At 71.3% G+C, this 23,793-nt stretch carries 21 protein-coding genes; 9 read left to right on the forward strand and 12 right to left on the reverse strand.

What is annotated here, in order from left to right:
- Window positions 1-7: 7 nt before the first annotated feature.
- Together AB4K12_RS30050 and AB4K12_RS30055 are read right to left on the reverse strand one after the other, a co-directional pair.
- Window positions 8-232, reverse strand: a complete 225-nt coding sequence (locus AB4K12_RS30050; protein WP_368437855.1) for a hypothetical protein — start codon at window positions 230-232, stop codon at window positions 8-10.
- A 183-nt stretch (window positions 233-415) separates the two neighbouring features.
- Window positions 416-841, reverse strand: coding sequence for a DUF192 domain-containing protein (locus AB4K12_RS30055; protein WP_368437856.1), 426 nt, complete (start codon window positions 839-841; stop codon window positions 416-418).
- Window positions 842-899: 58 nt separating this feature from the next.
- Here AB4K12_RS30055 and AB4K12_RS30060 point away from each other — a divergent pair, with 58 nt between their 5' ends.
- From AB4K12_RS30060 to AB4K12_RS30070, 3 genes are all read left to right on the forward strand, one after another.
- Entirely contained in the window at window positions 900-1,625 is a 726-nt protein-coding gene (locus AB4K12_RS30060) for a prepilin peptidase (protein WP_368437857.1), read from the forward strand.
- 42 nt (window positions 1,626-1,667) lie between these two features.
- Window positions 1,668-2,249 (forward strand): TetR/AcrR family transcriptional regulator, encoded by a 582-nt coding sequence (locus tag AB4K12_RS30065; protein ID WP_368437859.1) that lies wholly within the window; start codon window positions 1,668-1,670, stop codon window positions 2,247-2,249.
- A gap of 170 nt (window positions 2,250-2,419) precedes the next feature.
- A complete protein-coding gene (locus tag AB4K12_RS30070; protein ID WP_368437860.1) occupies window positions 2,420-3,649 on the forward strand; it encodes an MFS transporter in 1,230 nt (409 codons plus the stop codon).
- Window positions 3,650-4,032: 383 nt separating this feature from the next.
- On the opposite strand, the gene mgrA is transcribed toward AB4K12_RS30070, so the two are convergent.
- A complete protein-coding gene (mgrA, locus tag AB4K12_RS30075; protein ID WP_368437861.1) occupies window positions 4,033-5,076 on the reverse strand; it encodes an L-glyceraldehyde 3-phosphate reductase in 1,044 nt (347 codons plus the stop codon).
- Between the two features lie 111 nt (window positions 5,077-5,187).
- On the opposite strand from mgrA, the gene AB4K12_RS30080 reads away from it, so the two are divergent.
- The 4 genes from AB4K12_RS30080 to AB4K12_RS30095 all read left to right on the forward strand — a co-directional run bounded on the left by AB4K12_RS30080 (window position 5,188) and on the right by AB4K12_RS30095 (window position 10,300).
- Window positions 5,188-5,949: an isoprenyl transferase gene (locus tag AB4K12_RS30080; RefSeq protein WP_086570861.1), complete on the forward strand. Its 762-nt coding sequence runs from the start codon at window positions 5,188-5,190 to the stop codon at window positions 5,947-5,949.
- A 419-nt stretch (window positions 5,950-6,368) separates the two neighbouring features.
- Window positions 6,369-7,691: a PhoH family protein gene (locus AB4K12_RS30085; protein ID WP_368437862.1), complete on the forward strand. Its 1,323-nt coding sequence runs from the start codon at window positions 6,369-6,371 to the stop codon at window positions 7,689-7,691.
- A 384-nt stretch (window positions 7,692-8,075) separates the two neighbouring features.
- Window positions 8,076-8,810, forward strand: coding sequence for a transglycosylase SLT domain-containing protein (locus AB4K12_RS30090; protein ID WP_368437863.1), 735 nt, complete (start codon window positions 8,076-8,078; stop codon window positions 8,808-8,810).
- Window positions 8,811-8,938: 128 nt separating this feature from the next.
- The gene (locus tag AB4K12_RS30095) at window positions 8,939-10,300 is read left to right on the forward strand and encodes an AI-2E family transporter (protein ID WP_368437864.1); all 1,362 of its coding nucleotides are present in this window, start codon (window positions 8,939-8,941) and stop codon (window positions 10,298-10,300) included.
- A gap of 73 nt (window positions 10,301-10,373) precedes the next feature.
- Here AB4K12_RS30095 and AB4K12_RS30100 read toward each other — a convergent pair whose 3' ends face one another.
- On the reverse strand, window positions 10,374-10,907 hold the full coding sequence (locus AB4K12_RS30100; RefSeq protein WP_086570854.1) for an alkyl hydroperoxide reductase: 534 nt from the start codon (window positions 10,905-10,907) through the stop codon (window positions 10,374-10,376).
- An 11-nt stretch (window positions 10,908-10,918) separates the two neighbouring features.
- Window positions 10,919-11,473, reverse strand: coding sequence for a peroxiredoxin (locus AB4K12_RS30105; protein ID WP_086570852.1), 555 nt, complete (start codon window positions 11,471-11,473; stop codon window positions 10,919-10,921).
- A gap of 185 nt (window positions 11,474-11,658) precedes the next feature.
- Between AB4K12_RS30105 and AB4K12_RS30110 the strand changes: the two genes are divergently transcribed.
- A complete protein-coding gene (locus AB4K12_RS30110) occupies window positions 11,659-12,627 on the forward strand; it encodes a hydrogen peroxide-inducible genes activator (protein ID WP_368437921.1) in 969 nt (322 codons plus the stop codon).
- A 77-nt stretch (window positions 12,628-12,704) separates the two neighbouring features.
- Here the strand turns inward: AB4K12_RS30110 and AB4K12_RS30115 are convergent, their stop codons facing one another.
- The 5 genes from AB4K12_RS30115 to AB4K12_RS30135 all read right to left on the reverse strand — a co-directional run bounded on the left by AB4K12_RS30115 (window position 12,705) and on the right by AB4K12_RS30135 (window position 17,487).
- Window positions 12,705-15,014: an FtsX-like permease family protein gene (locus AB4K12_RS30115; protein ID WP_368437865.1), complete on the reverse strand. Its 2,310-nt coding sequence runs from the start codon at window positions 15,012-15,014 to the stop codon at window positions 12,705-12,707.
- Window positions 15,011-15,697 (reverse strand): ABC transporter ATP-binding protein, encoded by a 687-nt coding sequence (locus tag AB4K12_RS30120; RefSeq protein WP_368437866.1) that lies wholly within the window; start codon window positions 15,695-15,697, stop codon window positions 15,011-15,013. The genes AB4K12_RS30115 and AB4K12_RS30120 overlap by 4 nt, the downstream gene beginning before the upstream one ends.
- Window positions 15,694-16,218, reverse strand: a complete 525-nt coding sequence (locus AB4K12_RS30125) for a PadR family transcriptional regulator (protein ID WP_362251960.1) — start codon at window positions 16,216-16,218, stop codon at window positions 15,694-15,696. Before AB4K12_RS30125 ends, AB4K12_RS30120 begins: the two co-directional genes overlap by 4 nt.
- Before the next feature lie 73 nt (window positions 16,219-16,291).
- A complete protein-coding gene (locus AB4K12_RS30130; protein ID WP_368437867.1) occupies window positions 16,292-16,555 on the reverse strand; it encodes a hypothetical protein in 264 nt (87 codons plus the stop codon).
- Entirely contained in the window at window positions 16,552-17,487 is a 936-nt protein-coding gene (locus tag AB4K12_RS30135) for an SPFH domain-containing protein (RefSeq protein WP_368437868.1), read from the reverse strand. The genes AB4K12_RS30130 and AB4K12_RS30135 overlap by 4 nt, the downstream gene beginning before the upstream one ends.
- 239 nt (window positions 17,488-17,726) lie before the next feature.
- On the opposite strand from AB4K12_RS30135, the gene AB4K12_RS30140 reads away from it, so the two are divergent.
- Window positions 17,727-20,012 (forward strand): transglycosylase domain-containing protein, encoded by a 2,286-nt coding sequence (locus tag AB4K12_RS30140; protein WP_368437869.1) that lies wholly within the window; start codon window positions 17,727-17,729, stop codon window positions 20,010-20,012.
- A 70-nt stretch (window positions 20,013-20,082) separates the two neighbouring features.
- Here the strand turns inward: AB4K12_RS30140 and AB4K12_RS30145 are convergent, their stop codons facing one another.
- Both AB4K12_RS30145 and AB4K12_RS30150 read right to left on the reverse strand, forming a co-directional pair.
- Complete coding sequence (locus AB4K12_RS30145; RefSeq protein ID WP_368437870.1) at window positions 20,083-21,546, reverse strand: catalase; 1,464 nt, start codon at window positions 21,544-21,546, stop codon at window positions 20,083-20,085.
- Window positions 21,547-21,693: 147 nt separating this feature from the next.
- Window positions 21,694-23,778 carry a SpoIIE family protein phosphatase gene (locus tag AB4K12_RS30150; RefSeq protein ID WP_368437871.1) on the reverse strand — a complete coding sequence of 695 codons (2,085 nt, stop codon included), beginning with the start codon at window positions 23,776-23,778 and terminating at the stop codon, window positions 21,694-21,696.
- Window positions 23,779-23,793 lie beyond the last annotated feature (15 nt).

Here is a 23,793-nt window from a genome sequence, read left to right on the forward strand (position 1 = left end):
CCGCCCCTCAGCCCGCGTTCGGTTCGAGCCGGTCGCCGGGGCCGGAGTGCAGCCGGCGCTCGCCGGATGCCGCCACCCGCCCGGGCCGGTGACGCGCACCGCCGGCCTCGTCGTTCTCGACCACCTCGTCGGCGGACACGACCGCCGGCTCGGACCTGGGGGCGTCGCGCACCGCCGGATCGCGGGCCGCGAGGCCCTCCGCGCAGATGCTGCCGTTGTTGTCTTCGCTCATCGTCCTTCTCCCATAGGGGTGGAGAATTCAGAGGCTCAGCGCTGGGCCTGTGCAGCTCAGGTTAAGTCCGTCGTGGTTTTATCGATACCGTATAAATCTCCGAACTTGAAAGACATTTGATAATCTCACCGTATTTTCAATGGCGAGGAGAATCCTGTGCATTCCGTTTATGGAGGCCTTGCGTCAGAGGTCCTGGAAATGATCCCCGTCATGCGTCTCTTCATGCGCCCTGTCATGTGCCCCGTCATGCTCCCCGCGTGAAAGGACCTCGACGCGCGCGCCGGCGCACAGCCCCCATCGCGCCATCGCTCCGGCGGACGATTCCAGTACGTGCCGCGCCCTGAGGCGGGGCGCCCCGAGACGGCCGGGACGCATGGTGCGTACGGACAGTACGGTCAAGTCCCGGTCCAGATAGGCCACATCGATGGCGAAGCGCATGCGCCAGGTGTGGACGCCGCTCGCGGGGGTGAGGAGCAGCGCGCCCTCGATGGCGTCGCGACCGAGGAGGCCGCGGGAGCGGGCGCGGAAGGAGGCGGCGATCTCGAGCGGGACGGTCATGCCGGTTGCGGAGATGCGGAGTTGGGCGTATCCGTCCTGCCGGCGGGTCATGCGGACAGGTTATCCACAGGCCCGGCGGAGATGCGGCGATCGTGCGTAACCTCGGGGCATGGACGCGTTGTTGATCGTCGCCGCCGCCGTGTACGGCGCTGTGGCCGGGGCCCTGGCGCCCCGGGCGCGGTTCCGGCTGGCCGTGGAGCCGGAGGAGGAGTGGCGCTCGGCCGGGCCGTGCGGGCACGCCGTCGCCGGGTGGGCGGGGCGGGCGCGGTGCGGAGCGTGCGGGGGGAGGTACGGTCCCGGGGCGACGTGGCCGGCGGGGGTGACGGCCCTGGTGTGCGCGGCGCTCGCGGCGGCCGTCGGGTCGCGGCCGGAGCTGGCGGTGTGGCTGCTCGCGGCGCCGGTGACGGTGGTGCTGGCCGGCGTGGACTGGTCGGTGCGGCGGCTCCCGGACGTGCTGACCGTGCCGCTGGCGCTCGGCACGGCCGCGCTGCTGGGCGCCGCCGCGCTGATACCCGGCGCGGCGGGGTCCTGGCCGCGGGCCCTGCTGGGCGGACTGGCGCTGGCGGCCGGCTATTTCACCCTGTTCCTGCTGCACCCGGGCGGCATGGGCTTCGGCGACGTGAAGCTCGCCGCCGGGCTGGGCTGCGCCCTGGGCTGGTACGGGTGGGGGGTGCTGTTCCTGGGGGCCTTCGCCGGACTGCTGCTGGGATCCCTCTACGGCATGGGCCTGCTGCTGGCCCGCCGTGCGGGGCGCGGCGACGCGCTGCCCCTGGGGCCGTTCATGATCGTAGGGGCGTGGGCGGGGCTGCTGGCGGGCGCCCGTGGCGCCGGCTGAAATATTGGACCGAATGATCCAAAAACCTGGTACCGTCGGGGCATGGCCAGGCCGAGGAAGTTCGACGAGGAGCGGGCGGTCGACGCCGCGATGGAGGCGTTCTGGACCGCCGGGTACGAGGCGACCTCGACCCAGGACCTGTGCGAGGCCACCGGCCTGGGCCGGAGCAGCATCTACAACACCTTTCACAGCAAGCACGAGCTCTTCCGCCGCGCCCTCGACCGCTATATGGCGCGGCGGACGGACGAACTGTCCGGGCTGCTCGAGGAGGACCGGCCCGCCCGGGCGAGGGTCGAAGCCCTGCTGAGCCGCGTCGTGGCCGAGGAGACCACGGGGTACGGCGACGGCCGGGGGTGTCTGTACGTCAACACCGCCGTGGAGCTCGCAGCGCGCGACGCGGAGGTGGCGCGTGAGCTGGAGCGCGACTACGCGCGCAGGCTCGAGGCGCTGACCGCGGTGTTCGAGTCCGGGCGGCGGGACGGCGACATCGCCGCCGACCGGGACGCCCGGGCGCTCGCGCACTTCGTGATGGCGACCGTCAGCGGAATCCGGGTCGCGGCCCGCGCCGGGGCCGACGCGGCCGCGCTGCGCGCCATCGCCCGTACGGCGCTCGACGCGATCTGATCCTTCCCTCCCTCTGAACCCTTCCTTCTGCCTTCTGTACGTCTGCCCGTCTCTACGTCTGCCCGTCCGTCTCTCCGCCCGCTCGCCCGCTCGCCCGTGCGGCGCCCCGCGTGCCCTCGCATGCCCATGCCCTGATTTTGAACTGATCAATCCAAAACGGAGGACCTCCCATGCCACGCGCTGTCTATGTGCTGGCCCTCGGCATCTTCGCCATGGTGACCAGCGAGTTCGTCGTCGCCGGGCTGATGCCGCAGATGGCCGGCGGGCTCGGCGTCACCGTGCCGCAGATCGGCTACCTGATCACCGCCTTCGCCATGGCCATGGCCTTCGGCGGGCCCTTCCTGACCGTGGCCGTGCTCCGGCTGCGCCCCAAGCCGGCCCTGATGACGCTGTTCGTGATCTTCCTGGTGGGCAATGTGCTGGCCGCCACGGCGGCCGGCTACGCGCTCATGCTGGTGGCGCGCGTCATCACGGGCGTCGCCTCGCAGGCCTTCTTCGGCGTTGCCATCTCCCTGACCGCCCAGCTGACCCGCCCCGAGGTGCGTGGACGCGCGATGGCCGTCGTGCTGAACGGGCTGATGCTGGGCACGCTGCTCGGGCTCCCGCTCTCCACCCTGGTCGGGGCGGCCTTCGGCTGGCGCGCCGCGTTCTGGGCCATCGCCGTCCTGACCGTCGTCGCCGCGCTGTGCACGGCCGCCGGTGTGCCGGCGGTGGGACACGCCGACGGCGGCGGGAGCCTGCGTGAGGAGATGACGGCGTTCAGGAGCCGCCGGCTGTGGCTGGCGCTCTCCACCAGCACCTTCATCATCGGCGCGACGTTCTGCGCGTTCAGCTACTTCAACCCGATCCTCACCGAGGTCACCGGCTTCGGCGGCGGCGCCGTGCCCGTCCTGCTCATCGCCTACGGAGCGGCCACCGTGGCCGGCAACCACGTCGTCGGCCGGCTCGCGGACCGGTACGCCGTGCCCGTACTGCTGTGCGGTCTGCTGCTCAACCTGTCGTTCCTGAGCGGGTTCGCCCTGCTGGCGCACCTGAAGGCCCCGGCGGTGATGTTCATGATGGGCATAGGCCTGGTCGGCGTGACCATGAACCCGGCCATGGCCACCCGCGTCCAGCGGGCCGCCAATGCCCGGCCGCTGGTCAACACGGTGCATGCCTCCTTCATCACGTTCGGCGTCGTGATCGGTTCCTGGGGCGGCGGGCTGGCGATCGGCGTCTTCGGGCTCCGGGCGCCGCTGTGGCTCGGGGCCGTCCTGGCCGCCGTCGGGGCGGCGACCCTGATCCCCGACCTCGCCCGCCGCGCGCGACGGGCCCCGGCGGATGGTCACGATTCGTGCACGAAATCGGCCGCGCTCGCACGTGTGACATCCGCGAGGCCGGGAATGCCGCCGGGCCGATGACGACTTCGCACGACCTTCCGGCGAGGTTCCCCGGCCCCCGTACAGGCCGTGCGCCACATGGCCGGTTCTCTCCCTCGGGCCCGGTATCGCCGGGTTCCGCGATCCCCGAAGGCCCCTTGCCCGCAGCCCCGTTCAAGATCAATTAGAAGGTCACAAGTCAGCACGCCACGCACTGTCACCCCCGCCGGTGCGTGAATCGCGGCCGCAGAACGGTTATGGTGGAAACCCCCCCTCGGGCCGGTCCGTATCCCCCCCACGGACCGGCCCGTTTTTCTTTCCCCGCTGTCACTGTCCGTGTCGGATCGTGTGAGGCGCGGGAGGTGATCTTGGTTCGGGGCCGGCCACCCTCCCGTACGGGCGCAGCCGGCCGACCGTGAACCCGTCTAGGAATCCCCGCGCCGAGCCCAGATGTTGACGCCCTCCGTGCTCACGGCGAGGGCATCGATTTCGGCCAGCTCCTCCTTGGTGAGCGGCGCCGCGCCGAGCGCGCCGACGTTCGCCTCGAGCTGCGCCACGCTGGAGGCGCCGATCAGCGCGGAGGTCATCCGCTCGTCCCGCAGCACCCAGGACAGCGCGAGCTGGGCCAGCGACTGGCCCCGGTTGGCGGCGATCTCGTTCAGCCCGCGCAGCCGGCCCACGACCTCCTCGCTCAGCAGCGCCGGGTCCAGCGACTTGCCCTGCGCCGCCCGCGAGCCCTCGGGGATGCCGTGCAGGTACTTGTCCGTGAGCATCCCCTGGGCCAGCGGCGCGAAGGAGATGCAGCCCATGCCCTCGTCCTCCAGGGTGTCCAGCAGCGCGTCGTCCTCCGTCCAGCGGTTGATCATGGAGTAGGAGGGCTGGTGGATCAGCGCGGGCACGCCCATCTCCCGCAGCAGCCGCGCGGCCTCCCGCGTCTGCTGCGCGTTGTACGACGACACGCCCGCGTACAGCGCCTTGCCCTGCCGGACGGCGGACGCGAGGGCGCCCATCGTCTCCTCGAGCGGCGTGTGCGGGTCGAAGCGGTGCGAGTAGAAGATGTCGACGTAGTCGACGCCCATACGGCGCAGTGAGGCGTCGAGCGAGGACAGCAGGTACTTGCGCGAGCCCCACTCGCCGTACGGGCCGGGGTGCATCAGATAGCCGGCCTTGGTGGAAACGATGATTTCGTCACGGTAGGGCCGGAAATCCTGGGCGAAGAGCTTGCCGAAGTTCTCCTCGGCGGACCCGGGCGGCGGGCCGTAGTTGTTGGCCAGATCGAAGTGGGTGACGCCCAGGTCGAAGGCCCGGCGCAGGATGGCCCGCTGCGAGCCGAGGGTGCGGTCGTCGCCGAAGTTGTGCCACAGTCCCAGGGAGATGGCCGGCAGCTTGAGCCCGCTGCGGCCCGTACGCCGGTACTCCATGGAGTCGTAGCGCGTCTCGGCCGCGCGGTAGAGCGAGGGATCGGTCATGTGCATCTGACTATCACGGTCCTGTGACGGGCCGAGTTGCGTTCTCGCGACACGCTGGCAGTAGTGTGGCGCCTTCGGGGGCGACCGCCGTGGCATGGAGGGGCAGGAAGAGTGAAGTTGCGCGACCTGGTGTACAGGCTTTACGCACGCCGGGTGGAAGGCCGCCTCGACCACGCCCAGGTGCCCAAGCACATCGGCGTCATCCTCGACGGCAACCGCCGCTGGGCCCGGGCCGACGGCCGGACCCTGGAGCAGGGCCACCAGGCGGGGGCCGACAAGATCTCCGAGCTGCTCGGGTGGTGCGCCGAGACCGACGTCGAGGTCGTCACCCTCTGGATGCTGTCGACGGACAACCTCGACCGGCCGGCCGACCAGCTGGGCCCGCTGCTGAACATCATCGAGAACACGGTGCGCGGCCTGGCCGCCGACGGCCGCTGGCGCGTGCACCACGTGGGCACCCTCGACCTGCTGCCGGCCCGCACCCAGACCGTCCTGAAGGAAGCCGAGCAGGACACGCTGGGCGTCGACGGGATACTCGTCAACGTCGCCGTCGGCTACGGCGGCCGTCAGGAGATCGTCGACGCCGTCCGTTCCCTGGTGCTGGAGGCGGCGGACCACGGCGACTCCTTCGAGGAGCTGGCCGAGAAGGTCGACATCGACCACATCACCAAGCACCTCTACACCCGCGGCCAGCCCGACCCCGACCTCATCATCCGCACCAGCGGCGAGCAGCGGCTGTCCGGCTTCATGCTCTGGCAGAGCGCGCACTCCGAGTACTACTTCTGCGAGGTCTTCTGGCCCGCGTTCCGCAAGGTCGACTTCTTGCGCGCGTTGCGTGACTACGCGGCGCGGCACCGGCGCTACGGGAACTGACGGTTCGCGGGCGGTGGCCATCCATCAGGCGATGGCCACGCACCGGGTGGTAGCGCGGCATCAGGCGGTGGCCCCCCAGTGGGCTGAACGCCAGTACGAGTGACGGCGGATCAATCGTTCACCTGCTCGTCGCATATGCCGTTGCATGGTCAAGCGGTCCAGCGGGAATATCCCCTGCAGGCCGACGGTCGGCACCGCGACCGTCGATCTGCCAGCGGGCGGCATGGGGCCGTCCGCCCGGGAGGCCCTTTGCACCAGGACGACGACCGTGCGCACCGAGCGGCCCCGACAGGCCGCACGGCGGACACGGCGGGCCGGACGACCGGCCACCCTGGAAGGGCACGGACCCGGCCCGTTCCCCGCGCCCCGTTTCTGACGACGGCGCGCCCTTACCTCTGCACGAGGGGGTTCGTCCACCCGTGGTGACCAGCAAGAAGCGCCGTGATGGCGACCGGCGCACCTATGTCCTCGACACCAGCGTCCTGCTGGCCGATCCAGGAGCCATGTCCCGCTTCGACGAGCACGAGGTCGTGCTCCCCGTCGTGGTGGTCACGGAGTTGGAGGCCAAAAGGCATCACCCGGAGCTCGGCTACTTCGCCCGCAAGGCCCTGCGCCTGCTGGACGACTACCGGGTGCAGCACGGCCGGCTGGATTCGCCGATCCCCATCGGCGAGCTCGGCGGCACGCTCAGGGTCGAGCTCAATCACACGGATCCGGGCATACTGCCCGCCGGATACCGCCTCGGCGACAACGACTCACGCATCCTCGCGGTCGCCCGCAACCTCCAGGCCGAGGGGTACGACGTCACCGTCGTCTCCAAGGACCTGCCGCTGCGCATCAAGGCGTCGTCCGTCGGGCTGCTGGCCGAGGAGTACCGCGCCGAGCTGGCGATCACCGACTCCGGCTGGACGGGGATGGCGGAGCTGACCGTCACCGCCGAGCAGGTCGACGAGCTCTTCGCCGCCGAGCGCGCGTATGTGCCCGAGGCCGCCGAACTGCCCGTGCACACGGGCCTGGTGCTGCTGTCCGAGCGCGGCAAGGCGCTGGGCAGGGTGACGGCCGACGGTTCGGTGCGGCTGGTGCGCGGCGACCGGGAGGCGTTCGGTATCCACGGTCGCAGCGCGGAGCAGCGCGTGGCGCTGGACCTGCTGCTCGACCCGGAGATCGGGATCGTCTCGATGGGCGGCCGGGCCGGAACGGGCAAGTCGGCGCTGGCGCTGTGCGCCGGGCTGGAGGCCGTGCTGGAGCGGCGCCAGCACCGCAAGGTGATGGTCTTCCGTCCGCTGTACGCGGTCGGCGGGCAGGAGTTGGGCTATCTGCCGGGCAGTGAGGCGGAGAAGATGAGCCCGTGGGCCCAGGCGGTCTTCGACACGCTGTCGGCCGTGACGACCGCCGAGGTCATCGAGGAGGTGGTGGGGCGCGGGATGCTGGAGGTGCTGCCGCTCACCCATATCCGGGGCCGTTCGCTGCACGACGCGTTCGTGATCGTGGACGAGGCGCAGTCGCTCGAACGCAACGTCCTGCTCACCGTGCTCTCGCGCATCGGCGCCAACTCGCGTGTGGTACTCACCCATGACGTGGCACAGCGGGACAATCTGCGCGTCGGGCGGTACGACGGCGTGGTGGCCGTGGTGGAGAAGCTGAAGGGGCATCCCCTCTTCTCCCATGTCACGCTCACGCGTTCCGAGCGTTCGCCGATCGCGGCGATGGTGACCGAAATGCTGGAGGACGGCCGGATCTGAGGGCATCCATAACTGCGTGGCGCGCGGCGGGCCGAGGAGCTTAGCCGCGCGCTGTCATGCCGTGCCGCAGTTTCCGGGAAAGCGCAGGAGTAAACGGGGTGTGAGCTTTCCCACGTGACCAAGAATTGCCTCGGAGTGCGCCGTTCGGGCAGAGTCTGGGTCCTGTCAGGCCCCGCGTACGGCACTTGGGCCCCTCCGGGGGCGATGCGGAACCCATAACTGAACAGCGTCGCCGTACGCCGCCCGAGCATTTCGCGGACCTCCTCCGGGAGGCCCCACCGGGTCAGTGCCTCCAGTGACCAGACGGTCCCGATTCCGGTGACCGTCCTAGCGGAGGTCAGCGTCAGGGGCACGATTGCGTCCGCAAGGTCACCTATGCGGGCGATGCTGGAAGGAAATCGTGTGAGCCGGATTTCGGTCCGGGGATTCGCCGTGGCTTCTGCCACCGCGGTCACCACCGTAGGCGCCGTTGTCGGCGTCGCCGCAGGCCATGAGCAGGGCACGACCGACCGGGTCGAGGCCACCGCCGCCGACGCGACGATCCTCGCGGACATCCCCGCTGGACATAACGTCCAGGTGCAGACCGCTTCCCTCACGCAGCAGGCGGACACGCAGGCCGACGCCGCGGACACCGCGGCGAAGAAGGACGCCGAGGAGTCCGCGCGCAAGCAGGCCGCCGAGGACGCCACCGCGAAGAAGGAAGCCGCGGAGGAGGCCTCCAAGAAGAAGGAGGCCGAGGAGAAGGCCAAGGAGCGCGAGAAGGACGACGAGGTCAGCAGTCGTTCCGCCACGCGTGACGCCTCGGACTTCGCGGTCAAGGGCTCGTACTCCGTCTCCGAGGTCCAGGCCATGGCCCGGCAGATGGTCCCCTCGGACCAGTTCCAGTGCTTCAGCAACATCGTGAACAACGAGAGCACCTGGGACTACACCGCGACGAACTCCTCGTCGGGTGCGTACGGCCTGGTCCAGGCGCTGCCCGGCACCAAGATGGCCTCGGCCGGTGCCGACTGGCGCACCAACCCGGCCACGCAGATCAAGTGGGGCCTGAGCTACATGAACGAGCGCTACGGCAGCCCCTGTGGCGCCTGGTCGTTCTGGCAGGCCAACCAGTGGTACTAGCCACCACCGCCTGACCGGCACTTTTCCACCGAAGCCCCCGGCCCGCAGCGGCCGGGGGCTTCGGTGTGTCCGGGGGCAGGTAACGTCAGCACGGATGGCCACGGGGGAGTGGGGGTAGAGGAAGAGAAATGTCCAGATTGCCACGATGGGTGGGTGGCCTGGGGTCGGGGCTGATACGGCTCGCCGAGCGGCTCGACGCCCACAAGGCCGCCGCCGGGCCCGCGCCCGGTCCCACGCCCGCACCCGAGCCCGTACCCACGCCGTCCTCCGTCCACGCACCCGATCCGGCCACGCAGCCGGCGGCCGAGCCCGAGCACGTCCCGCCGCCGCCCGCCTACGCGCCCGCCGTGGCGGCACGTCAGGACCCGGTCGCCGCCGTCCCGTGGGGCGTGCGGGTCGCGGCCGAGGTGAGCTGGCGGCTGCTCGTGCTGGCCGGAACGTTGTGGGTGCTGATGCGCGTCATCAGCGCCGTACGCCTGGTCGTGCTGGCCTTCGTGGCTGGCCTGCTGATCACCGCGCTGCTGCAGCCGACCGTGGCCCTGCTCCGGCGGCGCGGCGTGCCGCGCGGCCTGGCCACCGCCATGACCTTCATCTCCGGCTTCGTCGTCATGGGGCTGGTCGGCTGGTTCGTGGTGTGGCAGGTGACCGAGAACCTCGACGACCTGTCCCGGCAGGTCCAGCACGGCATCTCCGAGCTCAAGCGCTGGCTGCTCAACAGCCCCTTCCATGTCACCGAGAGCCAGATCAACAACATCGCCGACAAGCTCAGCGAGGCGATCGGCACCAACACCAAGGACATCACCACCGCCGGCATAGAGGGCGTCCAGGTCATCATCGAGGTGCTGACGGGCATCCTGCTCGCGATGTTCTCGACGCTCTTCCTGCTCTACGACGGCCCGAAGATCTGGCAGTGGCTGCTCAAGCTGGTGCCGACCGGCGCCCGCGAGGGCGTGGCGGGCGCGGGCCCGCGCGCGTGGGCGACGCTGACGGCCTATGTGCGCGGCACGGTGATAGTGGCCCTCATCGACGCGATCTTCATCGGCATAGGGCTGTTCTTCCTCGAGGTGCCGATGTACGTGCCGCTGGCCGTGTTCATCTTCCTCTTCGCCTTCATCCCGCTCGTGGGAGCGGTCGTCTCCGGCGCCCTGGCGGTCGTCGTGGCGCTGGTCACCCGGGACGTCTTCACGGCGATGATGGTGCTGCTGGTGGTGCTGGCGGTGCAGCAGATCGAGGGGCATGTCCTGCAGCCCTTCATCCTCGGCCGCGCCGTGCGCGTCCACCCGCTGGCCGTCGTCCTCTCCGTCGCCGCCGGCTCGATGATCGCCGGCATCGGCGGCGCGGTGGTCGCGGTCCCGCTGGTGGCGGTGACCAACACGGTGGTCGGCTACCTCCGCGCGTACGCCAAGGACCAGGCGACCCGGGCGGTGCTCGAGGTCTCGCCCGGCGAGACCGCGGCCGTGAAGGGTCCGCCGCCGTCCCCTCCGGCATGACGAACGGCGCATGACGACGCGACGGGCCCCGACCTCGGAAGAGGTCGGGGCCCGTCGCGTCGTACGAGGCGGATCAGCCGTTCAGCACGGCCTCGGCGTCCAGGGTGGCGCCGACGGCCTGCAGGACGGAGGCGATCTTGAACGCCTCCTGGATCGTCTCGCGGTCCACACCGGCCTTGCGCAGCACCTGCTCGTGAGAGTCGAGGCACATGCCGCAGCCGTTGATGGCGGAGACGGCCAGGGACCACAGCTCGAAGTCGACCTTCTCCACGCCCGGGTTGCCGATGACGTTCATCCGCAGGCCCGCGCGCAGGTTGCCGTACTCCGGGTCCGACAGCAGGTGCCGGGTGCGGTAGTAGACGTTGTTCATCGCCATGATGGCGGCGGCGGCCTTGGCGGCCGTGTACGCCTCGGGCGACAGGTTGGCCTTGGCCTCCGGCTCCAGCTCGCGCAGCACGATCGGCGAGCGGGTCGCGATCGCGCAGGAGAGGACGGTGCCCCACAGCTGCTGCTGCGGCAGGTTGGAGTTGCCGATGACCGAGCCGAGGTTCAGCTTCAGGTCCTTGGCGTAGTCCGGTATGGCGGACTTCAGCTCATCGAGGGCCATGGGGAATCAGCTCACTCGCCCGCGAGGAGCTTGACCGCGTCGAGGGTCTCCTCGCCCTTGGTCCAGTTGCAGGGGCACAGCTCGTCCGTCTGCAGGGCGTCGAGGACCCGCAGGACCTCCTTGGGGTTACGGCCGACGGAGCCGGCGGTCACCATGGCGAACTGGATCTCGTTGTTCGGGTCCACGATGAAGACGGCGCGCTGGGCGTAGCCGTCCTCGCCCTCGACGCCGCAAGCCTGCATCAGCTCGTGCTTGGCGTCGGCCAGCATCGGGAAGGGCAGGTCGCGCAGGTCCTTGTGGTCCTTGCGCCAGGCGTGGTGGACGAACTCGGAGTCGCCGGAGACGCCGAGGATCTGGGCGTCACGGTCGGCGAACTCGTCGTTCAGCTGACCGAACGCGGCGATCTCGGTCGGACAGACGAAGGTGAAGTCCTTGGGCCAGAAGAAGACGACGCGCCACTTGCCCTCGTAGGACTTGTTGTCGATCTGCTTGAAGGCCTTGTCCGCGTCGAGGTCCACGCAGGCGGTCAGGTCGTACTGGGGGAACTGGTCACCGACAGTGAGCACGCGATCTCCTTGCAACTAGGAAACCCCTGTTCACAAGGTTTCCTGTGGGTTGGACGTCCACCACAGTGCCACACGAGGCATTGATAGCGGAAATAGGTAGACTGGGTGGCGTTGATCGGAGGTGGTTATCAGTGACGTCGTCCATAGCCCAGGGGCAGCCGGAACCGGGACCGGAGCGGGCCGCGGTGGGCCGGCCCGGGGCGGGAAAGGTCCCGCCGGCGCGGCCCCGCCAGCCCAGTCTCAGCCAGCTGCGCGCCTTCGTCGCCGTGGCCGAGCACCTGCACTTCCGCGACGCGGCCACGGCCATCGGCATGAGCCAGCCGGCGCTCTCGAGCGCCGTCGCGGCGCTCGAGGAGTCCCTCGGCATCCAGCTCCTCGAGCGTACGACGAGAAAGGTGCTGCTCTCGCCCGCGGGGGAGCGGCTCGCCGCGCGCGCCTGCACGGTCCTGGACGCCGTGAGCGACTTCATGGAGGAGGCCGACGCGGCCCGCGCGCCCTTCACCGGAGTGCTGCGGCTCGGCGTCATCCCGACCGTGGCGCCCTACCTGCTGCCCACGGTCCTGCGCCTGGTCCAGGACGCCTACCCGGCCCTCGACCTGCAGGTCCACGAGGAGCAGACCTCCTCGCTGCTGGACGGCCTCACCCACGGCCGCCTCGACCTGCTGCTGCTCGCCGTGCCGCTGGGCGCCCCCGGCGTCGCCGAAATCCCGCTCTTCGACGAGGACTTCGTGCTCGTCACCCCCTGCGACCACTGGCTGGCCGGACGCGGTGACATCCCGCGCGAGGCGCTGCGCGAGCTGGACCTGCTGCTCCTCGACGAGGGGCACTGCCTGCGCGACCAGGCCCTCGACATCTGCCGCGAGGCCGGGCGCGCCGAGGGCGCGGCGATGACGACGAGCGCCGCCGGGCTCTCCACGCTGGTGCAGCTCGTCGGCGGCGGCCTGGGCGTCACCCTGCTGCCGCGCACGGCCCTGCGCGTCGAGACCGACCGCAGCGACCGGCTCGCCACCGGTGACTTCGCCGAACCGGCGCCCTCGCGGCGCGTCGCGCTGGCGATGCGCAGCGGGGCGGCGCGCCAGGGCGAGTTCGAGGAGTTCGCGGCCGCGCTGCGCGTCGAGCTGGCGCGGCTGCCGGTGCGGATCGTGGAGAAGTGACGCGGGTGGGGTGGTAGGTAAGGGGCGCCCTCCATTGCGGGGCGCCCCTTACCGGCGTACGGCTCACCGCCGTGCGGCTACTCCGCGCGCAGTCCGTCCGGACGGGTCAGCCGCCACAGCGTCGGCAGCGCGGCCGCCGTGATCAGGGCGATGACGCCCAGCCCCCAGCCCGCGACGGGCAGGAAGGCGAACCAGTCCTTCACCGGCCGCGACACCAGCTTGAGCATCGTCCACCCCAGGGCCACGCCGCTCGCCACGGCGAGCGCCATGCCCAGGACCACCGGGATCGCCGTCTGCCAGATCACCGACAGCGCCACCGTGGAGGTGCGGGTGCCGAAGGCGGACAGCGTGGCCAGCGCGCGCTTGCGCTCCCGCAGCTGCTCGTGGGTGGCCAGCATCAGGCTCACGGCGATCAGGGCGAGGGTCAGCGCCGCGCCGGCCGGCAGGGCGCGCAGCAGGGTCCAGTAGTCGGTGTCCTCCTCCTTGGGCCTGAAGCCCGTGTCGAAGACGTCGATGGCGGGATCGACCCGGGCCGCGGTGTTGCGGACGTACTCGAGCGCCCAGGGGGAGGATGGGTCGAGGCACATCCTCACGACGGCCGAGACGTCCGGCAGGCCCCGGGTGTCGAGGGCGCCGGGAGTGGCCAGCACGCCGCTGACGCCGCCCCGGCCGAGGGAGTCCTCGCGCGGTCGCGTGTCCGTGACCGCCGAGGCCGGAACGGTCCACCGCCGCTTCTCCCGGCCCTGGCTCGGCAGGTACAGCTCCATGCCGGGCCGGGCGTACGGGCCGGTGAAGACGTCGCCGTCCGTGCAGGAGTCCAGCTCGGCGAGCTCGCGCAGAGTGGCGCAGTCGGCGACGGCGACCGACACGACGCCGCCGCTGGTGTTCCGGGAGGCCTCGAACGTGATGTGGCCGACGGCCTGCCGTACGCCCTTGGTCGCCCGGAACGTCTCGGTGAGGGCCCGGGCGTCGCCTCCGGAGGGGAGGTACCGGCCGGCGGTCACCACCGGTCCATGGCCGTCGTCCTTGAAGACCGGAAGGAAGAGCCAGGTTCCGGCCAGCAGCATCTGGAGGGAGATCGCCCCCGCCACGGCGACGAGGATTCCGCTGACCGCCCGGGACGCCGGGCCGCTGTCCAACTGCAGGCGACGGACCGCCAGTTGCCAGGACGGCGGGCCGCCGCGCAGGCGCGCGACGAACGCGCCCACCAGCCAGGGCAGCAGGGCCGTAACGCCGGCCATCAGCAGCACCGCGCCCGCCGCGGCCTGGTAGCCGGTGAGCCAACCCCCGTACAGGCCGGGCGCCTTGCCGTCCGGCGGGATCAGCAGTGCCAGCCCCACCGCGGGCAGCAGGAGCCGCCACCACAACCGGCGTGGCCCGCGGGCCGTTTCACGGACCACGCCGAGCGGCTCGATGGCCACACCGCGCAGCGCGAACCACGACACGAGGACGGCCCCGACCGGAACCGCGACCGCGATGCTCACGGCGGCCATGACGCTCGGCACCACGTCGGAGGGGAACACGCCGACGCTGTAGAAGCTGACCGAGGGAGCGAACTGCCGTGCCACGAGGAAGAGTCCGGCTCCCACGACCAGGCCCAGCAGCGACCCGCTCAGGGCCTCACCGGCCGCGACCCGCCGCGTCATGCGGCTGTCCGCGCCCACCAGCCGGAGCGCGGCGAGCCTGCGGTCGCGCCGCTCGCCGCCGAAGCGCACGGCCGTGCCGATCAGGACGGCGACCGGCATCAGCAGCACGGCGCAGGCCATGCCGACGAGCACCTTCAGTTCGGGCCGCATCGGGTGGGGCCGAGCCGGCCTGTCGAAGTCGTCGACCCGCGCCGCACCGTACGGCGGGGCCGTCCCTGGACCGCTCGCGACGAGGTGGTCGCCGCCCGCGTAGTAGACCAGTTCGTCGGGGCCGATGAGCCCCTGGTCGCCGATGGTTCCGGTGACGCGGTACGGGAGCCGCTCCTTCAGCAGCTCGGCGTCGGCGGAGCGCAGGAGGCGGCCCAGGGCGGGGGAGACCACCATCTCGCCGGGGCGGGGAAGCTCCGCCACGCCGGGCGGCTTCGGGGCCCGCGGGCCTTCGGGCTGGAGCAGGGCGCCCCCGATGTCCCGGCCGCGGTACACGGTGTCGGCCGTCTGGAACAGCAGCGTCGTGGGGCCGGCCGCCATGGGTGTGCCGACGCTGAGGGGCTCGCGCGCCGAGGCGCGCTTCTCGCGGGCCTCGAGCGCCTCCGGCACCGACGTCATGACCAGCAATAACGCCACCCCGATGCCGACGCCCACCGCTGTCAGCGCCGTGCGCAGCCAGCCCTCGCGGCCGCCGGTGACGGCGAAGCGGGCGCCCATGGCCAGATCGCGCGCCCAGGCGCGCGGGCCGGTCATATCGCACCCGCCATGTCGGTCGCCCGCCCGTCGCGCACCACGACCTCGCGGTCGGAGTAGGCGGCGACGCGCACGTCGTGGGTGACCAGGACGACGGCCGCGTGGGCCTTGCGCGCGGCGTCCGACAGCAGACCCATCACCAGCTCGCCGTTGAGCGAGTCCAGCGCGCCCGTCGGCTCGTCGGCGAAGATCACCCGGGGGCGGGTCACCAGCGCGCGGGCGACCGCGACGCGCTGCTGCTGGCCGCCGGAGATCTCCCCGGGGCGCCGGGCGCGTACGTCCTCCACCTCCAGCCGCTCCAGCCACTCGAGGGCACGGCCCTCGGCCGCCCGGCGGCGGACGCCGGACAGCCGCAGCGGCAGCGCGACGTTCTCCACGCAGGTCAGCTCCGGTACGAGCTGCCCGAACTGGAACACGAAGCCGAAGTCGGTGCGGCGCAGCGCGCTGCGCTCGGCGTCGGACATGCCGGTCAGGTCCTGCCCGTCGTAGCCGACGAAGCCCGCGTCGGGGCGCACGATGCCGGCCAGGCAGTGCAGCAGCGTCGACTTGCCGGAGCCGGAGGGGCCCATGAGGGCCACGATCTCGCCGGGGTGGACGGAGAACTCGGCGCCGTCCAGGGCGGTGGTCGGCCCGTAGGCCTTGCGCAGGCCGGTGCCCGCGAGGAGGGAGCCGGCGGGGGTCACGCGCCCACCGACTTCGCCAGCTGCCCCAGGCGGGCGGCGGTCAGCTCCAGCCACCGCAGGTCGGCCTCGAGGTGGAAGAGGGCGTGGTCGCAGATGAGCTGGTCGGCGAGGTCGCCGGCGCGCTTGCGCTCGGTGAGGGCGCGCATCAGCCGCAGGTGCTCGGCGCGCTGCGCGTCCAGCAGCCGGGCCGCGTCCCGGCCGGTCAGCAGGGCGAGGACGGTCTTGGTGTAGAGCGTGGACTGGAGGTAGGGCTCGGGCTTCTCGGGCTGTGCGAGCCAGTGCTCGACGTCCGTGACGCCGGCGTCGGTGATGGCGTACCGCTTGCGGTCGGGGCCGCCGCCCTGCTCGATGCCCTCGACCTCGACGAGGCCGTTCTTCAGCAGTCGGGACATCGTGGAGTAGACCTGCCCGTAGTGCAGGGGGCGGTCCTGGCCGAAGCGTTCGTCGAAGGCGCGCTTGAGGTCGTAGCCGTGCCGGGGGCCGGCCTCGAGCAGGCCGAGCAGCGTGTGTCCGATTGACATGGGCAGCACTGTACACCGCGTGTATACACAGTATGTATAGACGCGGTGCACAGTCGATCGGACCGCTTCGGATCTACGAGGCCCCCGGTCCTCCGTCCGCTTCCCTCTCGTGCTCCGCCTTCGACGGCCGGCCCCGGCGGCGCATGGCGGCCGCCTCCCTGGGCATCCGTCCGGCGTCGGTCAGGGCCTTGCGCAGCAGGAACTCGATCTGCGCGTTGGCGCTGCGCAGCTCGTCGTTCGCCCAGCGGGTCAGCGCGTCGTGGACCAGCGGGTCGAGCCGCAGCAGCACCTGCTTGCGCTGCTGCGGCCGTCCACCGCGGCGGGCGTCGTCCGTCACTGGTAGAGGGAGCCGGTGTTCAGCACCGGCTGAGCGGCCCGGTCACCGCACAGCACCACCATCAGATTGCTCACCATGGCCGCCTTCCGTTCCTCGTCCAGCTCGACGATGCCCTGCTCGTTGATGCGCTCCAGGGCCTGCTCGACCATGCCCACGGCGCCCTCGACGATCAGTTTGCGCGCGGCGACCACCGCTCCGGCCTGCTGGCGCTGGAGCATGGCCGAGGCGATCTCGGGGGCGTAGGCCAGGTGGGTGAAGCGCGACTCGATGATGCGCACGCCGGCCGCCTCGACGCGGGCGTGGAGCTCGAGGGCGAGCTTCTCGGTGATCTCCTCGGCGTTGCCGCGCAGCGAGAGCGCGTCGTCGTCGTGGGCGTCATAGGGGTACTCGATGGCGATGTGGCGCACGGCCGCCTCGGTCTGGGTGGAGACGAACTCCTGGAAGTCCTCCACCGCGAACATCGCCTGTGCGGTGTCCTCGACCTTCCAGACGACGACCGCGGCCAGCTCGATGGGGTTGCCGTAGGCGTCGTTGACCTTCATGACGGGCGTCTCGTGGTTCCGGACCCGGGTGGAGATGTCCTCGCGGCTGGTGAAGGGGTTCACCCAGCGCAGGCCCTCGTTGCGGATCGTGCCGCGGTAGCGCCCGAAGAGCTGGACGACCTTGGCCTGGCCGGGGGCGATGGTGTTCAGCCCGCCCATGGCGATGATCGCGGCGAGGCCGACGAGGATCCCGGCGGCGACGAGCGCGGCCGTCACGCCGCCCTCGACGTGCGAGCCGGTCGCGATGCCCGTCGCCACCAGGCCCGCGCCGACGAGCAGTCCCACCAGGCCCAGCAGCAGGGCGAGGCCGCCGCCGATGTCGTTGGCGGGCAGTTCCCGCACGCGTGGCGCGGACGTGGTGGGCGGGTGCTCGGTGCTGTTCGTGGACATGGTGTCCCCCCGTTTCGCTCGGCGCGCGGTGGTCCTCCGCACGTTCTCGGCTGTCTATCAAAGTGATAGCACATTATCGCCCTGTACGGTTTCCCCGCACTACTCCGCGCCCGGTTCCCGCCGACCGGGGTGCTGTATGTCACGTCCGTTATTGCCGTGATCGATGGGCGTTTGATGGCAGTTGCGGTGTTAGCTTCGTGAGCTGGGTTGGGGGCGGACGGACTGGAGCTACGGGAGAGATGGGCCGAGCCAAAGCGCGACAGGCGCAGAACGAGGGCAGTGGCCCCGCAAGGGGTGGCAACAAGCCCAAGAAGAAGGGCATACGCCGGTTCTTCACCTGGAAGAAGCTGCTGGCCTACTTCATAGCCGTGATCGCCCTGGGGATGGGCGCGTTCTACGCGCTGTACCTCTCCGTGGACGTGCCGAAGGGCAACTCGGCGGCCAAGCTGCAGAGCAACGTCTACAAGTCGAGCGACGGCAAGACCATCGCCCGCATCGGCGAGGTCAACCGCGAGGAGGTGCCGCTGGTCAAGGTGCCGGAGGTCGTCCGGCGCGCCGTCGTCGCCGCGGAGAACAAGAACTTCTACACCGACCCGGGCGTCGACCTGAAGGGCACCGCCCGCGGCATCTTCAACACGGTCATCGGCCGTGGCAAGCAGGGTGGTTCGACGATCACCCAGCAGTACGTCAAGAACTACTACCTGGACCAGAGTCAGACCGTCACCCGCAAGGTGAAGGAACTGATCATCTCGCTGAAGGTCCAGGACGAGAAGTCCAAGGACGAGATCCTCGAGGGCTACCTCAACACCAGCTACTACGGCCGGGGCGCCTACGGCATCCAGGCCGCGGCGCGGGCGTACTACAACAAGGACGTCGACAAGCTCAGCCTCGAGGAAGGCGCCTACCTGGCCGCCCTCCTGCAGGCCCCGAGCCAGTACGACTTCGGCCCCGCCTCCACCGAGGCCGGCAAGACCAACGCCAAGAAGCGCTGGAACTACGTCCTGGACAAGATGGTCGAGCAGAACTGGCTCGACGCCGGCAAGCGCCAGGGCATGCAGTTCAAGGAGCCGGGCAAGCCCAAGGCCGCCGCCGGCCTGAAGGGCCAGAACGGCTACCTCATCGAGGCCGCGAAGAAGGAGATCATCCGCGACCTGATGCAGGAGGGCGACGGCCGCAGCGCCAAGGACGCCGAGCAGATCTTCGCGGCCGGCGGCTGGACCGTCACGCTGAGCATCGACTCCAAGAAGCAGGCGGCCCTGGAGAAGGCGGTCAAGGACAAGCTGCTCGACGACCTCGACACCAAGGCGCGTGAGGTCGACAAGCACGTCCAGGCCGGCGCCGTCTCGGTGGACCCGAAGACCGGCAAGATCGTCGCCCTCTACGGCGGCGCGGACTTCGCCACCCACCAGATCAGCAACGCCACCCGCGCGGACTACCAGCCCGCGTCGACGTTCAAGCCGCTGATCCTGGCCTCGGCCCTGGAGAACAACTCCAAGACCCAGGACCGGCAGCCGATCAACTCCTCCGCGATCTACGACGGCACCACCCGCCGTCCGGTCCAGGGCAGCACCATCCCCTACGCCCCGCCGAACGAGGACGACGTCAGCTACGGCCCGGTGACGGTCCAGAAGGCGATGAACGACTCGATCAACTCGGTCTTCGCGCAGATGGTCGTCGACGTCGGCATGGGCAAGGTCAAGAAGACCGCCGTCGACCTGGGCATGAAGAGCGACTTCGACGAGACCCCGGCCATGGCGCTGGGCTCCATGGGCGCCAGCCCGATGGAGATGGCCGGCGTCTACGCGACGCTGGACAACCACGGCAAGAAGGTCACCCCGAGCATCGTGAAGTCGGCGACGCTGCGCGGCCAGGACTTCAAGCTCCCGGGAGCCATCGGCGACCGCGTCGTCGAGCGCAACACCGCCGACGGCCTGACCTCCGTCATGACCGGTGTCGTCGACGACGGTACGGCCAGCGTCGTCTCCAACCCCGCCTACCAGGTGGCCGGCAAGACCGGTACCTCCGACGACAACAAGTCGGCCTGGTTCGCCGGTTACACCCCGGGCCTGGTCACCACCGTGGCCATGTTCGGTGAGGGCCAGGGCGGCACGCAGGTGACCATCCAGGGCACCGGCGGCGGCGGCCGCGTCAACGGCGGCAAGTACCCGGCCCAGATCTGGGCCGCGTACACCTCCTCCGTCTACGGCGACGGCGACGACGAGACCAAGTTCGACATCGAGACCGACAGCGGCTTCACCGCGGTGCAGGGCCCGGCGCCCACCGCCTCGGGCACGCCGTCCGCCCCGGCCTCGCCGAGCCCCTCGTCGACGCCGTCGAAGAGCACGCAGTCGCCGTCCTCGACGCCGTCGAGGTCCGCGTCGGACAAGCCCTCGAACAAGCCGACGAACAAGCCGACGAACAAGCCCACGCCGCCGATCCCGAGCAATCCCACGGTCCCCACGGGCGGCTCGACCGACGGCACGCGGCCCAACGGCGGCCGGGAGACCCAGGTCCCGCCGCAGTAGCCCCGTACGACGCCGAACCGGCCGCCGTCCCCCGCGAGGGGACGGCGGCCGGTCCGCGTTCCGGGGCCGCTCAGCGGCCGTTGATCCTGGTGGCGATGCGGTCGCCCACGTTCTTGTCGATGTTGCGCCAGTACTGCAGCGCCCGGTCCAGCACGGGCCGGCTCACGCCGTCCCGCAGATGGCCGGCCACGTTGGACACCAGCCGCTCGCGCGCGGCCTCGTCGAGGACCTGGCGCACCATGGTGCCCGCCTGGCCCCAGTCGTCGTCCTCGCGGTGCAGGCGGTAGGCCTCGCGCACCATCTCGCCCGACGCCGCCCAGCCCGCGATCTCGCCGAAGCGGCCGGTGTCGGCCGCCGGGCCGCCGTAGGAGTTGGGCGCGTACGGGCGGGCCGTGTCCGCCGGCTCGTAGCGCATGGGGCCGTCCTTGGCGTACGAGTTCACGGGGGAGTGCGGACGGTTGGGCGGGAGCTGGGCGTAGTTCGGGCCGATGCGGTAGCGATGGGTGTCGGGGTAGGAGAACAGCCGGCCCAGCAGCATCTTGTCGGGGGACGGGCCGATGCCCGGGACCAGGTTGGACGGTTCGAAGGCAGCCTGCTCGATGTGGACGAAGAAGTCTTCCGGGTTCCTGTCGAGCGTCATCCGCCCGACCTCGATCAGCGGGTAGTCGCCGTGCGGCCACACCTTGGTCAGGTCGAAGGGGTTGAAGCGGTAGTCCGCCGCGTCCTCGAACGGCATGACCTGCACGTACATGGTCCACGAGGGGGCGTCGCCGCCCTCGATGGCCTCGAACAGGTCGCGCCGGTGCTTGTCGGCGTCGTGCCCCGCCAGCTCGTCGGCCTCCGCCTGGGTGAGGAACTCGATGCCCTGGTCGGTCTTGACGTGGTACTTGACCCAGAACCTCTCGCCCCCGCCGTTGACCCACATGAACGTGTGCGAGCTGTAGCCGTTCATGTGGCGCCAGGTCCTCGGCACGCCCCGGTCGCCCATCAGCCAGGTGACCATGTGCGCGGACTCCGGGGAGAGCGTCCAGAAGTCCCACTGCATGTCGTTGTTGCGCAGCCCCGTGCGCGGATGGCGCTTCTGGCTGCGGATGAAGTCCTGGAACTTCTGCGGGTCGCGGACGAAGAAGACCGGGGTGTTGTTCCCGACGAGGTCGTAGTTCCCGTGCGCGGTGTAGAACTTCAGAGCGAACCCGCGCGGGTCGCGCCAGGTGTCCGGCGACCCCTGCTCGCCGGCCACGGTGGAGAAGCGCGCCAGCATCTCCGTGCGCCTGCCGGGCTGGAAGAGGTCCGCCTTGGTGAACTGGCTGACGTCGTTGGTCACCTGGAAGGTGCCGTAGGCGCCGCCGCCCTTGGCGTGCACCACCCGCTCGGGGACCCGTTCGCGGTTGAACTGGGCCATCTTCTCGATCAGATAGTGATCCTGGAGCAGGATGGGGCCGGTGTCGCCGATGGTGAGCGAGTGCTCGTCGCTCTCCACCGGGATGCCGGCGTTGTTCGTGGTGTACGGGGTGCTCTGCGCCGAGTCGGTCATCGGATGCCTCCCGGAACGGGGAAAGGGCGAGGACGGGCCGCTGCCGCGCCCTCCACCCGAGCCAGTGAACCCCTGCCGACAGCGTGTCGGCAACAGCGCCCTGGACACTGTCCAGAACTTCACCCCGTACGGTCCAACCCGGCCGCCTCAGCGCCCCTGCGAGGGCAGCGGCAGCTCGAACCAGACCACCTTCCCGGTGCTCAGCCGGGTCGCCCCCCACCGCCGCGCGAGCTTGTTGACCAGGTACAGGCCCCGGCCGCCCTCGTCCGAGGGCCGCGCCTGGCGCAGCCGGGGCAGCTGCGGGACGTCGTCGCCGACCTCGCAGCGCAGCACGTCCGTGCGCAGCAGACGCAGCGTGATCGGCCGCTCGGCGTACCGCACCGCATTGGTGATCACCTCGCTGACCAGCAGCTCCACCGAGTCCGACAGATCCTCCAGGCCCCAGCGCGTCAGCGCCCGGCGGGCCAGCCGGCGGGCCTGACGGGCCGTCTGCGGGCGCGGGTCGAGGAACCAGTAGGCGACGTCGCTCGGCGCGATCCCCTCGAAACGGGCCGCCAGCAGCGCGATGTCGTCGTCCCGGTCGCCCGGGCCGAGCATCCCCAGCACCTCGTCGCACAGCGGTTCCAGCGGCGGCGGGTTGGGGCCGGTCAGCCGGGCGGTGTCGATCAGCCGCTCGCGCAGCTGCTCTATGCCGGTCCACACGTCGCGTATCCGGGACTCCACCAGGCCGTCGGTGTAGAGCAGCAGCGTCGCCCCGGCGGGCGCGTCCAGCTCCACGGCCTCGAAGTCCACCCCGCCCACGCCGATCGGCGCGCCCGGCGGCACCCTCAGCACCTCCGCCCGGCCGCCGCGGTGCAGCAGGACGGGCGGGGGATGGCCGGCGTTGGCGATCACGATGCGGTGGGCGACCGGGTCGTACACCGCGTACAGGCAGGTGGCCATGCGGTCGCTGCCCAGCCGCTGCGCCTGCTCGTCGAGGTGGTGCAGCACCTCCTGCGGAGGCAGGTCCAGGCCCGCCAGGGTCTGCGCGGTGGTGCGCAGCTGGCCCATGATCGCGGCGGAGGTCATGGAGTGGCCCATGACGTCGCCGACCACCAGCGCCACCCGGTTGCCGGGCAGCGGGATCGCGTCGTACCAGTCGCCGCCCACCCGGGCCGTCTCGGCCGCCGGGAGGTAGCGGCTGGCCAGCCGCACGCCGGTCGGCTGGGGCAGCGAGTCGGGCAGCATGGTGCGCTGCAGCTCGTCCGCGATGTAGACCTCGCGGCCGTAGAGCACGGCCTTGTCCACGCCCAGCGCGGTGTGGGTCGCCAGCTGCGCGGCGACCAGCAGGTCGTCGCCCTCGAAGGCGGGCCGGTCCATGCGGCGGATGAAGACCGCGGCCCCGATCACCCGCCGGCGGCCGCGCAGCGGCGCCAGGATCGTGCGCTGGCACAGCGGTACGTGCCGGCCCTCGCCCAGCAGTTCGGGGAGTGCCGCCCGCGCGGCCGAGGAGTCCCCGAACACGGGCCTGACCCCCCGCAGCACCTCCGCGAGCGGCCCGCCTATGCGCACCTCGCAGCGCTCGGCCGCCGCCTCCGCCAGCTCCGGGCCGGGGTCGGGCAGCCGCTCCGGCGGGGCGTCGGCATCGTCGCGTACGTACTCCGGCAGCCGGTCGGTGCGGCGCAGCCGCAGCACCACCGGGCCCACGGGCCGCTCGTCGCCGACGGGCAGCGGGTCGCGCAGGTAGACCAGGATCGCGTCGGCGAACGTCGGCACCGTGGCCCGGCACAGGCCCAGCACGATCTCGTCCAGGTCGATCCCGCGCGCGATGCGCCGCGTGGCCGCGCCCACGAACCGCAGCCGCTCGCCGCCGCCGGGGCCTCCGGCGGGCGTACGGGCCGCGTCGGCGGGGCCGGTGCCGCCGCCGTCCGGTGGGCCGGCGGGGGACGGCACACCGCCCGGACGGCCCGTGCGGTCCTCGTGGGAGGCGGGCCCGGTGGCGTCCGGGTGCTCGGCGGAGGCGTGCGCCCCGGCGCTCGCGCGCGCCCGCCGCTCCGGCTCGTGGTGGCCGTCGCGGCTGCCCTCGGTGCCGGTGTCGGCGGAGGCGTGGGCTTCGCCGTCGGCGTGCCGGGCGGCGGGGGCGGCGACGGCCTCGCGGCGCCGGTCGGCGGCCGCGGCGTCACCGGGCTCACGGTGTCCCTGGCCCGGCAGGGGCAAGGGGTGTCTTCCGTGGGAGTTGGAGTGCTCCGTCACGCGTGGGGTTCCATC

The organism is Streptomyces sp. C36, assembly GCF_040932295.1.
Taxonomy (GTDB): domain Bacteria; phylum Actinomycetota; class Actinomycetes; order Streptomycetales; family Streptomycetaceae; genus Streptomyces; species Streptomyces triculaminicus.

Coding starts and splice junctions, on each gene's coding strand:
- AB4K12_RS30050 (WP_368437855.1), bottom strand. CDS start 232: ATGAGCGAAGACAACAACGGCAGCATCTGCGCGGAGGGCCTCGCGGCC.
- AB4K12_RS30055 (WP_368437856.1), bottom strand. CDS start 841: ATGACCCGCCGGCAGGACGGATACGCCCAACTCCGCATCTCCGCAACC.
- AB4K12_RS30060 (WP_368437857.1), top strand. CDS start 900: ATGGACGCGTTGTTGATCGTCGCCGCCGCCGTGTACGGCGCTGTGGCC.
- AB4K12_RS30065 (WP_368437859.1), top strand. CDS start 1,668: ATGGCCAGGCCGAGGAAGTTCGACGAGGAGCGGGCGGTCGACGCCGCG.
- AB4K12_RS30070 (WP_368437860.1), top strand. CDS start 2,420: ATGCCACGCGCTGTCTATGTGCTGGCCCTCGGCATCTTCGCCATGGTG.
- mgrA (WP_368437861.1), bottom strand. CDS start 5,076: ATGACCGATCCCTCGCTCTACCGCGCGGCCGAGACGCGCTACGACTCC.
- AB4K12_RS30090 (WP_368437863.1), top strand. CDS start 8,076: ATGCTGGAAGGAAATCGTGTGAGCCGGATTTCGGTCCGGGGATTCGCC.
- AB4K12_RS30095 (WP_368437864.1), top strand. CDS start 8,939: ATGTCCAGATTGCCACGATGGGTGGGTGGCCTGGGGTCGGGGCTGATA.
- AB4K12_RS30100 (WP_086570854.1), bottom strand. CDS start 10,907: ATGGCCCTCGATGAGCTGAAGTCCGCCATACCGGACTACGCCAAGGAC.
- AB4K12_RS30115 (WP_368437865.1), bottom strand. CDS start 15,014: ATGACCGGCCCGCGCGCCTGGGCGCGCGATCTGGCCATGGGCGCCCGC.
- AB4K12_RS30125 (WP_362251960.1), bottom strand. CDS start 16,218: ATGTCAATCGGACACACGCTGCTCGGCCTGCTCGAGGCCGGCCCCCGG.
- AB4K12_RS30135 (WP_368437868.1), bottom strand. CDS start 17,487: ATGTCCACGAACAGCACCGAGCACCCGCCCACCACGTCCGCGCCACGC.
- AB4K12_RS30140 (WP_368437869.1), top strand. CDS start 17,727: ATGGGCCGAGCCAAAGCGCGACAGGCGCAGAACGAGGGCAGTGGCCCC.
- AB4K12_RS30145 (WP_368437870.1), bottom strand. CDS start 21,546: ATGACCGACTCGGCGCAGAGCACCCCGTACACCACGAACAACGCCGGC.